A 12,996-nucleotide genomic window follows, 5' to 3' on the forward strand; every position below is an offset into this window, starting at 1 on the left:
AACAATGCCTGAAGGTAAGTTCTGTAATAAGCAACCTGTGAACACCGAAGAGGACCTTAAAGCCCTGCTCGGCGACAAAGGTGGCAATCAGTACTACGAAGAAATGAATTCGCTCGATGTAGACACGGATGCTCTGTGGGCTACCATCGAGAAGACCTGCCAGTCGCGTATCCGTACCTGGCTGGAAATATGCGCCCACTGCGGCATGTGCGCCGACAGCTGCTTCCTGTATCGCGTGAACGACCGCGACCCGAAACAGGTGCCTGCATACAAAATCCAGTCTACGCTTGGCGAACTGGTTAAGCGCAAGGGCAAAGTGGACAACGCCTTCATGCAGCATTGCATGGAAGTGGCGTGGTCGCAGTGCACCTGCTGCAACCGCTGCGGCATGTACTGCCCCCACGGCATTGATATGGGCGTTATGTTCAGTTACCTGCGCGGCCTTCTGTACTCCCAGGGATTTGTGCCGTGGGAACTGAAAATCGGTTCCGGCATGCACCGCGTATACAGCGCCCAGATGGACGTTACCACTGAAGACTGGGTTGAAACCTGCGAATGGATGGAAGAGGAAACCGCCGAAGAATGGCCGGGCCTGACCATTCCCATTGATAAAGTCGGCGCAGACATCATGTATACGCTGAACGCACGTGAGCCCAAGCACTACCCCGAAGACCTTGCAGAGGCGGCCATCCTGTTCCACCTTGCCGGTGAAGACTGGACGGTACCCAGTGAAGGCTGGGAACAGACCTCGCTTTCCATGTTTGCCGGAGACTGGGCTGCCTGCAAAATGCAGGTTGATAAAGTCTACGACGCCATGGAGCGCCTGAAGCCCAAGCGCATGGTCGGTACCGAATGCGGTCACGCACACCGTGCCACCGTGATCGAAGGCCCCTACTGGGCCGGACGTGAAGACGGTCTGCCGCCGGTAAAGTGCATGCACTACGTAGAATGGGTTGCCGAGGCTCTGCGCGAAGGTAAAATCAAAATTGATCCTTCAAAAAAGATCAAAGAGCCCTGCACGTTGCAGGATTCCTGTAACTACGTGCGTAACCACGGTCTTGCCAACTTCACCCGCGAGATCATGAGCTACATTGCAGAAGACTTCCGCGAAATGACACCCAACCGCGAACACAACTACTGCTGCGGCGGCGGTGGCGGTTTTAACGGTATCGGCAAGTACCGTAAAGAGCGTAACAAAGCGTTGCAGACAAAGCGTGACCAGATTCTGGCAACAGGCGCCACCCTTGTGGTTGCCCCCTGCCACAACTGCTGGGACGCCATCCGCGATCTTGAGGAAGAGTACGAAATCGGCATCAAGTGGAGCTTCCTGAAGCCCCTGATTATCAAAATGGCCATCGTACCCGATCATCTTAAGGCCGAGGACGACGAATAGCACACCGGGGTGGGGGCATACGCCTTCGCCCCGTTTCGCTCCCCGTGATGCCTTGTGCATCCGCATCCACCGCAGGATACCCATGAAGCTTACCACAAGAAGCCGATACGGTACGCGCATGCTGCTCGACATCGCCATGAACACACATGGTGACGACCATCCGGTTTCCATCAAGGAAATTGCAGATCGTCAGGGCATTTCCATGAAGTACCTTGAAAAGCTTATCAGGGTATTGAAGGGTGCCGGCTATATCAGCAGCAAACTGGGCTCCAAGGGTGGCTATATGCTGTCCAGATCACCGGAGACCATTCTGCTGGGCGATGTTGTCTTCGCTTTGGAGGAAACGGTTCCCACTTTTGAATGTGTAGATCCGGAACCGTGCTGCCCCCGCATGGATTACTGCCTGACCAGAACCATCTGGAACGAGGCCGCGAAAGCCATGTATGAAAAGCTGAATTCGTTCACGCTGGCAGACCTTATCAGTGACGCCGAGCTTTGCCCCAAAAGCGGGCGAGCCTGTTGAGCGCAAACGCGACCCGCAATAAAGAAAAGCGGTCTGCTTAGTAAGCAGACCGCTTTTTTTACTACCGGTTAATCATGAAGATTCCACCGGCGGATAATGCAATCCCCCCCGGGATTTATAATCGCATCATCCGATTTGTAATCTGTCAGCCCCTGCGTTGGAATAGCGCAGCCACCAGTGCGATGAACTTGTCCTGGCATTCCCCCCGGATATGCCTTCCCCCCGGCAACGAATCATCCGGCACTGGCGGCCACGCAAACCTCGCATTACGCTTGTGTGGGCCTTGGGCAAGAAGCGGTATGCCTGTACTTCCTGCCCGTGCGGCTTATGGCCGCGAAATATGCGCAGTGTGCGCGGGTTCTCTGCAATCCTGTCAACCCCCGAAGACAGGGTGGGCCCCGCAGGCCGCGCACACTGATTGCGCATGGTATGGGCTATGGCGCGTCCCCCCGTCCAGCCCCCGCTGGTAATACGCACGCCCTTTATCATCTCGTGTCCGTCTGCTGCGGCCTTTGGCCGCGTAGTCCTTCCTGACTAGCTCCGGCTTCGACTTGCCGGACAACGTCCGGCCGGTATCTGCGGCATGGTTCCGTACGCCTTCCGGGATCAATCAGGCGCATCCCCCGGCTATGCCGCATCGCTTTTTTTAATTCTTATACCCAGCTTCCGGCGCTGCTCAGCTCCATATCAAGTCTGAGATTTCTACGTTGCCTGTCATAGAAGCCTTCCACTTTACTTTCTTTCACCCGTACCATCCGTAGCAGGTTGTGCAGTTCGGCCTTGCCTAGAAACCGTCCCTGTTCATTTCCTTTTTCGAACAACAGAAACGAAGGCGTGCCGCTTATGGAATACTTCTTACAAAATTCGTTCAGCCAATCCGGGTCCAGCAGGCAAATCTGTGCGTCTTTTCCGGCTGCTGTTGCAACCGCCTGCAGGATCATGCACTGTTCCATAAATCCGGAGTCTCTTTGCAGACATCCCGCCAACACCGGTCTGGTTTCCATTTGCAGTAAATCGGCAAACTGTTCTGGAGTAACCACTGTTACCATGCCGGTACCCCCCTTTATCCTTTACTTCTGTATATCCAAGACATGTGCCAACAAATAAAAAACCCGCAATAACAAAGCATTGCGGGAAAATACGAGTATAAATGAGTGTCTCAGACCTGAATACGATACGTCTCTCTTGAGACATATGTCTCAAATAGCGTCTCAACTGAGACACATGAGACACCCCAAAGGAGACACAGTGGGATACAGTTACGAAATTTTCAGGGCCTGCATCTTGCGATACAGTGTGGCACGGCCCACACCCAGCATCCGTGCCGCTAACGCTTTATTACCGCCAGCCTGATTAATGGCGTCGCGTATAGTTGCTTCATCCAGCTTTTTGCGGCCAAAGCCTGAGGGAACAATAAAATTGACGGCATTCTGACCTGCCGGAGTTGCTGTTGGTACAGTGCCGTTGCCGGACCCGGAAGAATCTGCAAGTACCATATCCGGTACCTGCCCCCTGTCCCTGCCTGCTGCCATCTGCGCAGAAGGTACTTGCATTAACTCCGCAGGCAGGTGAGCCGGACTGATGTATCCCTGACGGCAAAGCACGCATGCATGTTCCAGCGTATGCTTGAGTTCACGGACGTTTCCCGGCCACGGCGCACTCACAAGCGCGGCCATAGCCCCTTCATCCACTCCGCCAACCTGCGTGCCCAGCTCACGGTTACACCGCTCGGTAAAGTGCTGTACAAGAAGCGGGATATCTTCCCGACGCTCGCGCAACGGCGGCAGGTGAATATTAGTAACATTTAAACGATAGAAAAGATCAGCTCTGAATGTCCCTTCCTGAATGCGCCTGCCAAGGTCTGCATTGGTAGCTGCCACAATCCGTACATCTGCACGCCTCGGTTTGGTGTCCCCGACGCGCTCAAACTCTTTAGATTCGAGAAAACGCAACAGCAGAACCTGAATGCGCATGGAGATGTCGCCAATCTCATCCAGAAATATCGTTCCGCCTTCGGCGGTTTCAAAGCGCCCTGCACGGTCGCGCACTGCTCCCGTAAACGCCCCTCGCACGTGACCGAAAAGTTCACTTTCCAGCAGGCTTTCAGACAAAGCGGTGCAGTTAACCTTTACCAGCGGCCCGCCGGAACGGGCACCGTTGTAATGCAGAGCCTCGGCCACCAGCTCTTTGCCTGTACCGGACTCTCCGGTAACAAGCACGGTGGTGTCGTAGGCAGCAAGGTTTTCCAGCAGGCCGAACATGGACTGCATAACTTTACTGCGTCCGATAAGATTGCTGAATGAATGACGCTCACGAAGTTGCTCTTCAAGCGTAGCCAGACGGGTGATATCCCTGCCGGATAACACCGCGCCGGAAAATTCATCATCAAGAGAAATCAGCGGGGTACTGCCGAGAATCATAACATGAGCGCCGTCTTCACTGACGGCACGAAACTCTCTGACAGGCGTCCCTGATGCGAGTGTGGAAGCGAGCACATCATGAAAAGCATTTGAGCAGGCAGGTTGAAGCTCCGTATAGTGCAGCCCGACAACGCCCTCTGCGTTACGCTGCAGCATTTCTTCGGCTGCGGCATTCAGGTTGACCACAACCCCTGACAGGTCCACAGAAATGATAGCGTCTTTAATGCTGGAAAACACAGCTTCCAGATGCTGCCGGTATGACTCTTTTTCGCCTAATGTCTTACGCAGATTTTTTTCTGCCTGCCGCCGCTCTTCCACTTCATGGGCAAGACTTGTGTTAGCTTCAACCAATGCACTGGTACGCTCTGCAACCTGCTGTTCCAAACCTTCGTTGGCGTGCTGCAATCTGCGGTACAACGTGTAACTTTCCAGCATGGAAGCGCACGAAAAAAACACCACGGTCAGCAGATAAAAACCCATGTCTGAAGATTCGGCATCCTTTTGCGGAATTCCCGCAAACATCCCCCACAAGCCGGAAGATGTTGCCAGCGGATGCAACAGCAGGTGATTATTTGCGCCGGTGGTCGAAGGAATCACGACAGCCCTGTTCCGCCCCAGCGCCCAGGCAAAAGTTTTATCTTCAATCAGACTGTCCACTTCACGCTCAAAACGCGTGCGATCGCGGGGGCTGCTGGCAAGGGCACATGAAAAATCGCCGCTTTCTTCGTCCACCAGAAAAAATGACCATGCCTGCATACCCACAAGCCCTTGCACTTTAGTGGCAGTCTCGCCCAGAATGGCGTCAACGCCGTCCATCCTGTCCAGCCGCTGTTCAAAGTGGCTTAGCGTGGCTGCAAGCTCCAGTGCGGCAAGCGTGGCCCTGCGTTCATCCGGCACAGCCGTCTGCTGCAGTTCGGGAGTATCATCATTTACATGCGTCATGAGCCATTCCTGTACACAGTTTGCTTATAACCATAGAGCTACTCTTCAAAAAAAACAGCTACGATGGCCTCAAACTGCCGCTCTGCCTGTGTCATCATGGTTTCGATGGTCGATGGAGCCAGCCCCAGTTTATCCATACCCGCCTCGTTCAACGCTGGCAAAATCAGGCCGGTGGGTACGTCTTCAATGCGATACAAAAATGACAGAATATCAGCAAGGTGGATTACCGCGGCATCAATCGGCGCCCGCGCCCTGTCCGGCGCATGATGGTATCCTACCATACGGACCAGCCCGTCCGGCAGTTTCCATCTGTTCATCAGCAGACTTCCTGCCGCTGCATGGTCAAAGCCGAAAACAGCTTTTTCCGCCTTGTACAGTGGAACTTCCTGCTCGCAGGCGTATACAAGAGTCCGGCACATGGTGTGCGGATGCCTGCTGACCATCAGCAGCGCCCCCAGATCATGCAGCAGACCGCCCACAAACAATCGCTCTTCGGACAGCCCCATTTTATGTCCGGCAATCAGCCGCGCAAACACTCCCGTCAGGATGGAATGCTCCCAAAAGCTGCGCATATTAAAACTGCCCGCGGGTACACCTGCGAAAACCTTCATGACAGAAATACCCAGAACCAGCGTTACCAGCTCATTTGCGCCAATCAACGTTATCGCACGGGAAATGGAATCAATTTTGGAAGGAAATCCGTAAAAAGGGCTGTTTACCAGACGCAGTAAACGGGCCGTCAGACTGGAATCCGTACTGACAACCTCGGCCAGTTTGCGCGAAGAACTACTCGGGGACTCCAACACCTTGACGATACGAAAATAAATATCCGGAAAAGAAAGCAACTGAACCTGATCATCAACGACGCTGTGTACTGTTGAAACTTCTTTATTGTAGTCGTCTTTTTCTGCTGCTTCCCGCAGGGCCTCCAGCCCGAAATCCGGTGCTGCTGCCAACTCGTTACGCAAAATGGTATGACTTAAGCGGAGAGTGGCTATACGCCGCAATTCATGTTCCAACTCGGAATCACTATGGCTGTGCATGTGCTGTTCGATGCGGGCACGTGCGGCCTCAAGCACTTCAAGCGGCAATTCCGCCTCAAGCTCCTGTTCCATATCCGAACGGTCAACCCCTTCTATGTCGGCCTCGGTTACTCCCCATGCTTTGAATATGCGCAAATGACGTTCTTCAAGTTCCGCCCCCGCCCCAAGCAGCCTGCGTCCGTCACGCCCCATTACGTCTTCGGCCAGTACCATGCCGGTTTTCAGATCATCAACATTCAGCTTTCCCATAGTGCGCTCCGCAATCCTTGGTAGTTCACGGCGACCATAGCCTTCTTTGCAATAGACCGCCACCAGCTGAGAATCTGTTTACCTAACCGGCTGCTTCGTCTATACTATACTGTGATCAGGCATCGTTCTATAGCGAGCACCGCACAATACACATACGGGAGTACTCGGTATGAATACATCAGCCAATGGCCGGACAAGGGTTGTCGTCGCAGGCGGAGGGTTTGCAGGCGTATGGGCAGTACGCAGGCTGGCCCGCAATAAAAATCTGGATATCATTCTGGTAGACCGCAACAACTACCATACGTTTCTGCCGCTGCTCTATCAGGTTGCGGCAGCAGAGCTTGAACCCGGGCAGATAGCCTATCCGCTGCGGGCAATCTTCAGAAAGCATCGTAATGTTCGCTTTGTGATGAGCGATGTCCGTCAGGTTGATGCCGAAAACAAGGTGCTGAAAACAGACGGACCGGATATTCCTTTTGACAAGCTGATTATTGCCATGGGCAGTTTTACGGCATTTTACGGGGTACAAGGTGCCGACAAAAATTGCTTCCGTCTGAAAAACCTTGAGCAGGCCATCACGCTACGTAACCACATTGTATCGTGCTTTGAACAGGCAACACATGAGCCTGATTCTGACCGCAAGGACCGCATCCTTACCTATACAGTTGTAGGCGGCGGACCGACAGGCGTTGAATATGCAGGTGCGCTGGCAGAACTTATCCGGCAGCCGCTGACCAAAGACTTTCCTACGCTGAACACAGGGCAGGCGCGAGTCGTTCTGCTGGAAGCGGGCGATGGTCTGCTGGCCGGCTTCCCTGACCACCTGCGCAGTTACGCATTTGAGCGTCTTACCAAGATGGGCGTTGATGTACGGCTGAATGCCAAAGTTACCGGCGTGACAAAAACCAGCGTTGAACTGGAAGATTGTAGCCCGCTTCGCACTGAAACGGTCGTATGGACAGCAGGGGTGCAAGGCCACGGGCAGGCTGCTTCGATGGGATTGCCCACAGGCCGCGGCGGAAGGGTTCCTGTATTGCCGACACTCCAGCTGGAAGACGATCCGGATATTTATGTTGCCGGTGATATGGCGTTGCCACAGGGCGATTCCCCCGCTCCGCTCATCGCTCCCAATGCAACGCAGCAGGGCGCTCTGGCAGCAGAAAATATTCTAGCTTCACTAAAAGGCAAACCGCTCAGAGCATTCCGCTACCGCGACAAAGGCTCGATGGCTACCATAGGCCGCGCGGCCGCTGTTGTCCGCTTGAAGGAAGGCAAAACGGCAACAGGCTTCGTTGCGTGGGTGCTCTGGCTTTTCGTACACCTTATGTATCTGGTCGGCTTCAGAAACCGTCTTTTTGTCATGTTCACATGGGCATGGGACTATATTTTCTTTGAACGGGCGGCCCGCATCATCATTCCCCGTGAAGCAATTGAAGATGAAGACGCACCATAAGCGAGCGAATTGCAATCTGATACCTGTTACGCTGTCAGAGATAACCAAGGCCGGAACCGGAAAAACCGTTTCCGGCTTTTCAATTTACTTTTGCTGCACAGCAACCAGCCAAAGCCGACAACACCTGCACGTGACCGGCAAATTACCATTCTATCCTTTCCCACCGGCAATACACCTCTGTCGCTGAACTGTATCAATGCGCGGTAGTTTTTTCATCCTTCCGCACCCTTTTCGCACGTTCAAAAAATATAAATTAATACAAATAAACAATATGTTACAAAGTTAAGAACATTCTTACGCACACTCCTGTGCAAAACAATGCTGGGCACATTCATGCATGCCCGGTGTCTGTTATTCCCTCCATCTGAAAACAAAAACCCCTGCCGAGCGTCACGACAGGGGAAATTAATAAAAAATGCACACAGACGTTCTTTAATATCAATCAGACATACCAAAGTCCTTACAAATCCACCCGCGTTGTCTGATCAGAAAAAATAACCAAGGGCAAATACAATCATCGCCCATAATCCGGCAAAGCCGTCGTCCAGCATGATACCGCCCCCGCCGGGCAACCAGTACTCAGACTGCCGCACAGGCCACGGCTTTGCTATGTCAAAAATACGGAACAGGATAAAAGCCCACACAAGCCCTGTGGTGGAAACGCTGGCAAACGGTAGCAGGCACAGCCACAGGCCGAATATTTCATCAATTACCACTTCACCGGGATCTTTGCGGCCCAGCAGCACTTCTGCCCTGCCTGCGGCCCAGCAGCCGACCATGAACAACAGCAAAAGCACCACCAATCTGGCAGGAAACGACAACGGCAAAAAAAGAAACGGCGCAAGCAAAGCGCCCAGCAGCGTGCCAAACGTCCCCGGTGCCACGGGGCTAAGGCCTGACCCGAATCCGCGGGCTATAAACAGCGCAAGGTTATCCAGCCATGTATATGCAGAAATTCCAATCATCATTTATTCCATTCATAGTGATACGTCAGAAAACACAGCCCCGCAGAAATAAGCGTAAACTCACCCCGCCCAGCTTTAGTACAGCGGCAAGCGCACTCTAACGGCAAAAATTCCTTCAACAGCCCCTCATGTCCTTCCACGTACCGTCAGCAGTTCCCGCAAAAATATCCCCCGCACTCATCTTTGGCAGTCCGTATCATTCATTCAACTTGCCAGAATTGCAGTGCACCGTCAGGAAAACGCTTCAGCAACTCATCTAATTTGTCACAATCAACGTGTTTTCTTAATGCCTTGGCAACATCAAGAATAGCATCATCGGTCATAAAGGCAAAATTATGCTCCGTGCGTAAGGACATAATTTCTTCAAGCATTGCAGATCGTTCCATAAAAGCAACAACACCCTCATCAGGGTCCCAGTCCGCTACAAAAAGAGCTCTGATAGCTGCCAGAAGAATGTTCGAAAAACGTATGGCGTCAGAAACAGTCAGCCGTCTGCGGAAAACCTGCAAAACGCTTTGTGTCATTGTGTACACCATATGGCTGGTGGCAAGAGAAGCATTCCGTTTCACGTCTGACAAAAAGTCATTAAATTGTATCGTAGCAATCTGGTATTCCTGCGGATAAGGCATGCCAGCCTCCATGACCATGCTGTTGCAGCCTGTGCATGTTCTTCTCCGGCTTACGCCAAGTTACCTCCGGTCACGACAGGAGCAACGACACCATTTGCCTTCAACACTTCAAGCAACTCCGTTACCGGCATGCCGACAACGTTACTCCAAGAACCATCAATGCGTGACACCAGAAATGCTCCGATTCCCTGAATTCCATATGCACCGGCTTTGTCTGCAGGTTCGCCCGTTGCTATGTATGCCCGCAGCGTTGCCGCATCCCATTTGTACATGTGCACATCTGTCACAGTATGAAGGACTAAAGGCTGAGTCCGTCGTGGCAGGCTGATGCAACACGCGCTTATAACCTGATGCCGGACTCCGGCAAGACGGCTGAGCATATCAAAAGCATGGTCGTTATTTTGAGGCTTGCCCATAATTTCGCCATCCAGCACCACCACGGTATCTGCTCCGATAACACATGAGTCACTATACCGTGCTGCAACGGGTACAGTTTTGGCACAGGCGGAACGGCAGGCGTATGTGACGGCATTTTCGCCCTCTTCCGGTGCAGGTTCCTGTGCTCCGTCAGTATCCACTGTAAAATCAATACCGAAGGAGTGCAAAAACTCCTGCCTGCGGGGCGACCCCGAAGCCAGAACAACCGGACAAGTGGCAACGAATGGCCCATTTTTCATAGAAAAGTCTCCCTTTACGGACAGACACGGCAACACATGGTGCCTCATCTTCCCGCTTACCAAAGGCCTGATGCCTCATTTTACTGCCGCACGCAACAGCAGGAGCTTCAGGTCCGCAGACAGATTCGGCCTTTTCCCGTTACGGGCGGGCACGCTGCCATATGTATATGCGGGCAGCACCGGTGGCTGCACCATTCGCAAGCTGCACCGCTGATAAGTTGCACAGCTGATAAACCGACCGTTGGTAAGCTGCGCCATTCCGGATTTTCATATCCACACGACAGCAATACAAAAATCCGCCACAAACCTGCCACGTTCATTACACACGATTCTGCCTGTCCGCTCAGTTATCACCTGCACCTAAAGCCTGAAATCTGAGGCCGCATGTCTGATGCTCCAGCTGACCGCAGCGATGTCCGCACTTACCTGTTATAATGTATTGCTCCTTTTTCTGTATTTTTCCCCTAATGATTCACGTAAATATGCCGTTAAGAAAAATAAGGACAAAACGTAAAAAAAATTCCCTCAGACCCTAAAGTTCTCTCTAACCCTACCGATAAGAGTAGATGAGGGGAGAACGTTGTGACCGATAATTCGTTTTATGTCCGCAACATGCTGCTACAGTACGATAAGCAGCTCGTAACCGCCCGCAGGCTGGCTCGCTACAGGCATGCCTTGCGAATGGCGGCAGGGGAGGAAGCCAGCGCCATCCCCGCAGACGTAAAACGTAAGATGATGGTGGAGCGCATTGCAAGAGAAGTGGTAGAAAACCTCATTCTCTCCGGCAGTGACAATCCCATTGTCCTCAGCATCAAACAGCAGCTTGAGGCAGAAGCGGGTTTCCCGCTGATATTCAAATATCCGCCTACCGAGCTGGAGATGCAGATATTCCGCGATACGCCGGAAGGCCCCGTGGAATTGAAAACAGGTGAGAAAGCAGAGCTCATGGACCGGCTGTGGGCCATCACCTTGGACAAGGTGGACGACACCATGCTATAAGAGTTGCAGCGTCCCTCGGGGAGGTTGATATGCAAATTAAGAATCTGCTGAACAAGCTCGACCAATACCAGACAACGCTTGATAAAGCGGAAAACAAACATAGCGGCAAGTCGCGTAAATCATCCGAGTCAGCCTCTTCCGGCGGCGGAGATCGCGTCAGCCTTTCGAACACGGCACGTCTGCGCACCGAAGCGTATTCCGGCGCATTGTCTGCGCCTGAAGTCCGTCAGGAAAAAATTGACGCCATAAAGCAGAAAGTCGACTCCGGCGAGTATCAGGTCGATTCAAAAGACATCGCTCGCAAGCTGCTGCGTGACGAATCAGACTTTTTCGTATAAAAAGTCCGTACGCTATTTTCTGTCAGCGTTTGTCGGCTGAAGTTCCATGCGTTGAAAACAAGACGGTTCATACCGTCTTGTTTTTTGCTTTTATGCGCTGGCTGGGGTGCAAGGTTTCCCCCTCGCCTGCTTTATTCGCGCTCACATTTTCATTCCCCCCCCTTCCGTCCGCTATTTGTCACCAAACCTTCATACCGCTAGATTCAACCAATTAGTCACGTACGGCCTTGCAGCTGCACTGAGTATCTTAATAATTTTGTACCATTCTTCCTATGCTGCACACGAAGAAGCGTGCCGCATGCACCTCATCTTTGTCCAATGTATCTGTATAGTCTGGAAGCCCCGCATCTCGCACCGCCTACCCGCGCCCGCGATAATCAACACAAGCCAGCAAAAATTGTCTGCCCCTGACGGGGAAGTGCACAAAAAACGCCGCCCCGTTTCCGGGGCGGCATATGTTCATCATCTGCAGATTACTGGCTGACAGGCACCAGAGGTTCGTCAATAATCGTGTGTTTTTCATGCTTCTGCCATCTGGCCTTGCGATGGACAGGCAAGGAACGTTTGACGGGCGGCTTGCTTGTTTTGACATCCTTTGCGGGAAAATCTTCAGGCAGCGCGTCGGCTCTCAGGTAAGGCAGCACTCCGTTGAATATACGGTCTTTATTCTCCGGCACGCCCTGATTGGGAAAGTTAGTTGCCGTGTTAATGGCCTGATACAAACGCTTATAGTAGGTATCGTGTGCAAACGGGCCGGATGCCATCACACTCATACGTGCAGGAATAACATAGCGGGGCGGCGCACCGTAGGGAAACAGAATGCCCTGATACGTCGACGGTTCAAGCATAAAGCGCATGAAGCGTTCGGCGGCTTCTTTTTCTTTGTTGCTCATGTCCTTCCTGCCGATATAGACATCAGACATCAGCATCATGTCTTTTTTGGGACCAAGAACAAGCGGAGTCACATACCAATCTTCGGCGCTGCCGCCCTGTGCCACCACTTCGCGCATCGTCTCTGAAAAACCGGCAAGTGCCGCCAGTTTTCCGTCAAGAGCATCTGCCACCATAACGGTGAAATCTGAGTATGTACCGTCAGTGCAAGGGTTTTTGCCCTTTATAGGGGGACAGCCAAGATGAGAAATAGCGTGGAGCCTAAAACAGATAGGACAAACATAGGACAGATATAGGCCAAATCCGCTACTGGCGCGGCCTTCTAGTGAGTATAGGTCGACTGTTTCGGATAAAAAGAAGGGCGAAATCCAAAATGAGAAAAACTCTGGATTTCGCCCTTCTTTGTACACCCAAAATGAGAAATATGTTTGATGAGAAACGTTATTCTTGTGGGATCTTCTTTTCTGGGGTGGC

12 protein-coding genes are annotated in these 12,996 nt (G+C 52.5%); 5 read left to right on the forward strand and 7 right to left on the reverse strand.

Annotated elements, in window-relative coordinates:
* Window positions 1-4 precede the first annotated feature (4 nt).
* The gene (hmcF, locus tag ACK5LI_RS08215) at window positions 5-1,393 is read left to right on the forward strand and encodes a sulfate respiration complex iron-sulfur protein HmcF (RefSeq protein ID WP_416948089.1); all 1,389 of its coding nucleotides are present in this window, start codon (window positions 5-7) and stop codon (window positions 1,391-1,393) included.
* An 82-nt stretch (window positions 1,394-1,475) separates the two neighbouring features.
* On the forward strand, window positions 1,476-1,916 hold the full coding sequence (locus ACK5LI_RS08220; RefSeq protein ID WP_416948091.1) for an RrF2 family transcriptional regulator: 441 nt from the start codon (window positions 1,476-1,478) through the stop codon (window positions 1,914-1,916).
* Window positions 1,917-2,569: 653 nt separating this feature from the next.
* Here the strand turns inward: ACK5LI_RS08220 and ACK5LI_RS08225 are convergent.
* From ACK5LI_RS08225 to ACK5LI_RS08235, 3 genes are all read right to left on the reverse strand, one after another.
* A complete protein-coding gene (locus ACK5LI_RS08225) occupies window positions 2,570-2,965 on the reverse strand; it encodes a thioredoxin family protein (protein ID WP_416948093.1) in 396 nt (131 codons plus the stop codon).
* A gap of 210 nt (window positions 2,966-3,175) precedes the next feature.
* Window positions 3,176-5,278, reverse strand: a complete 2,103-nt coding sequence (locus ACK5LI_RS08230; RefSeq protein ID WP_416948095.1) for a sigma 54-interacting transcriptional regulator — start codon at window positions 5,276-5,278, stop codon at window positions 3,176-3,178.
* 38 nt (window positions 5,279-5,316) lie between these two features.
* Window positions 5,317-6,570, reverse strand: a complete 1,254-nt coding sequence (locus ACK5LI_RS08235) for an HDOD domain-containing protein (RefSeq protein ID WP_416948097.1) — start codon at window positions 6,568-6,570, stop codon at window positions 5,317-5,319.
* 169 nt (window positions 6,571-6,739) lie between these two features.
* Between ACK5LI_RS08235 and ACK5LI_RS08240 the strand changes: the two genes are divergently transcribed.
* Window positions 6,740-8,023 carry an NAD(P)/FAD-dependent oxidoreductase gene (locus ACK5LI_RS08240; RefSeq protein WP_416948099.1) on the forward strand — a complete coding sequence of 428 codons (1,284 nt, stop codon included), beginning with the start codon at window positions 6,740-6,742 and terminating at the stop codon, window positions 8,021-8,023.
* 485 nt (window positions 8,024-8,508) lie between these two features.
* On the opposite strand, the gene ACK5LI_RS08245 is transcribed toward ACK5LI_RS08240, so the two are convergent.
* From ACK5LI_RS08245 to ACK5LI_RS08255, 3 genes are all read right to left on the reverse strand, one after another.
* Window positions 8,509-8,991, reverse strand: a complete 483-nt coding sequence (locus ACK5LI_RS08245) for a phosphatidylglycerophosphatase A (RefSeq protein ID WP_416948101.1) — start codon at window positions 8,989-8,991, stop codon at window positions 8,509-8,511.
* 197 nt (window positions 8,992-9,188) lie between these two features.
* The gene (locus ACK5LI_RS08250; protein ID WP_416948103.1) at window positions 9,189-9,617 is read right to left on the reverse strand and encodes a DUF2267 domain-containing protein; all 429 of its coding nucleotides are present in this window, start codon (window positions 9,615-9,617) and stop codon (window positions 9,189-9,191) included.
* Window positions 9,618-9,667: 50 nt separating this feature from the next.
* The gene (locus ACK5LI_RS08255; protein WP_416948105.1) at window positions 9,668-10,294 is read right to left on the reverse strand and encodes a Maf family nucleotide pyrophosphatase; all 627 of its coding nucleotides are present in this window, start codon (window positions 10,292-10,294) and stop codon (window positions 9,668-9,670) included.
* Window positions 10,295-10,876: 582 nt separating this feature from the next.
* On the opposite strand from ACK5LI_RS08255, the gene ACK5LI_RS08260 reads away from it, so the two are divergent.
* Entirely contained in the window at window positions 10,877-11,293 is a 417-nt protein-coding gene (locus ACK5LI_RS08260) for a DVU0524 family FlgM-associated protein (RefSeq protein ID WP_416948108.1), read from the forward strand.
* Between the two features lie 29 nt (window positions 11,294-11,322).
* Window positions 11,323-11,631: a flagellar biosynthesis anti-sigma factor FlgM gene (flgM, locus tag ACK5LI_RS08265; RefSeq protein ID WP_416948110.1), complete on the forward strand. Its 309-nt coding sequence runs from the start codon at window positions 11,323-11,325 to the stop codon at window positions 11,629-11,631.
* A 473-nt stretch (window positions 11,632-12,104) separates the two neighbouring features.
* Here flgM and ACK5LI_RS08270 read toward each other — a convergent pair whose 3' ends face one another.
* Window positions 12,105-12,698 carry a hypothetical protein gene (locus tag ACK5LI_RS08270; RefSeq protein ID WP_416948112.1) on the reverse strand — a complete coding sequence of 198 codons (594 nt, stop codon included), beginning with the start codon at window positions 12,696-12,698 and terminating at the stop codon, window positions 12,105-12,107.
* Between the last annotated feature and the right edge of the window lie 298 nt (window positions 12,699-12,996).

The sequence above is a fragment of the Oleidesulfovibrio sp. genome (genome assembly GCF_047973035.1).
Classification (GTDB): Bacteria; Desulfobacterota; Desulfovibrionia; order Desulfovibrionales; family Desulfovibrionaceae; genus Oleidesulfovibrio.

What these genes read in the sequence shown, in the direction of transcription:
- ACK5LI_RS08250 (WP_416948103.1), bottom strand. Translation starts at nt 9,617, where the DNA reads ATGCCTTATCCGCAGGAATACCAGATTGCTACGATACAATTTAATGAC.
- ACK5LI_RS08230 (WP_416948095.1), bottom strand. Translation starts at nt 5,278, where the DNA reads ATGACGCATGTAAATGATGATACTCCCGAACTGCAGCAGACGGCTGTG.
- ACK5LI_RS08270 (WP_416948112.1), bottom strand. Translation starts at nt 12,698, where the DNA reads ATGGTGGCAGATGCTCTTGACGGAAAACTGGCGGCACTTGCCGGTTTT.
- ACK5LI_RS08245 (WP_416948101.1), bottom strand. Translation starts at nt 8,991, where the DNA reads ATGATGATTGGAATTTCTGCATATACATGGCTGGATAACCTTGCGCTG.
- ACK5LI_RS08225 (WP_416948093.1), bottom strand. Translation starts at nt 2,965, where the DNA reads ATGGTAACAGTGGTTACTCCAGAACAGTTTGCCGATTTACTGCAAATG.
- ACK5LI_RS08255 (WP_416948105.1), bottom strand. Translation starts at nt 10,294, where the DNA reads ATGAAAAATGGGCCATTCGTTGCCACTTGTCCGGTTGTTCTGGCTTCG.
- flgM (WP_416948110.1), top strand. Translation starts at nt 11,323, where the DNA reads ATGCAAATTAAGAATCTGCTGAACAAGCTCGACCAATACCAGACAACG.
- ACK5LI_RS08220 (WP_416948091.1), top strand. Translation starts at nt 1,476, where the DNA reads ATGAAGCTTACCACAAGAAGCCGATACGGTACGCGCATGCTGCTCGAC.
- ACK5LI_RS08235 (WP_416948097.1), bottom strand. Translation starts at nt 6,570, where the DNA reads ATGGGAAAGCTGAATGTTGATGATCTGAAAACCGGCATGGTACTGGCC.
- hmcF (WP_416948089.1), top strand. Translation starts at nt 5, where the DNA reads ATGCCTGAAGGTAAGTTCTGTAATAAGCAACCTGTGAACACCGAAGAG.
- ACK5LI_RS08240 (WP_416948099.1), top strand. Translation starts at nt 6,740, where the DNA reads ATGAATACATCAGCCAATGGCCGGACAAGGGTTGTCGTCGCAGGCGGA.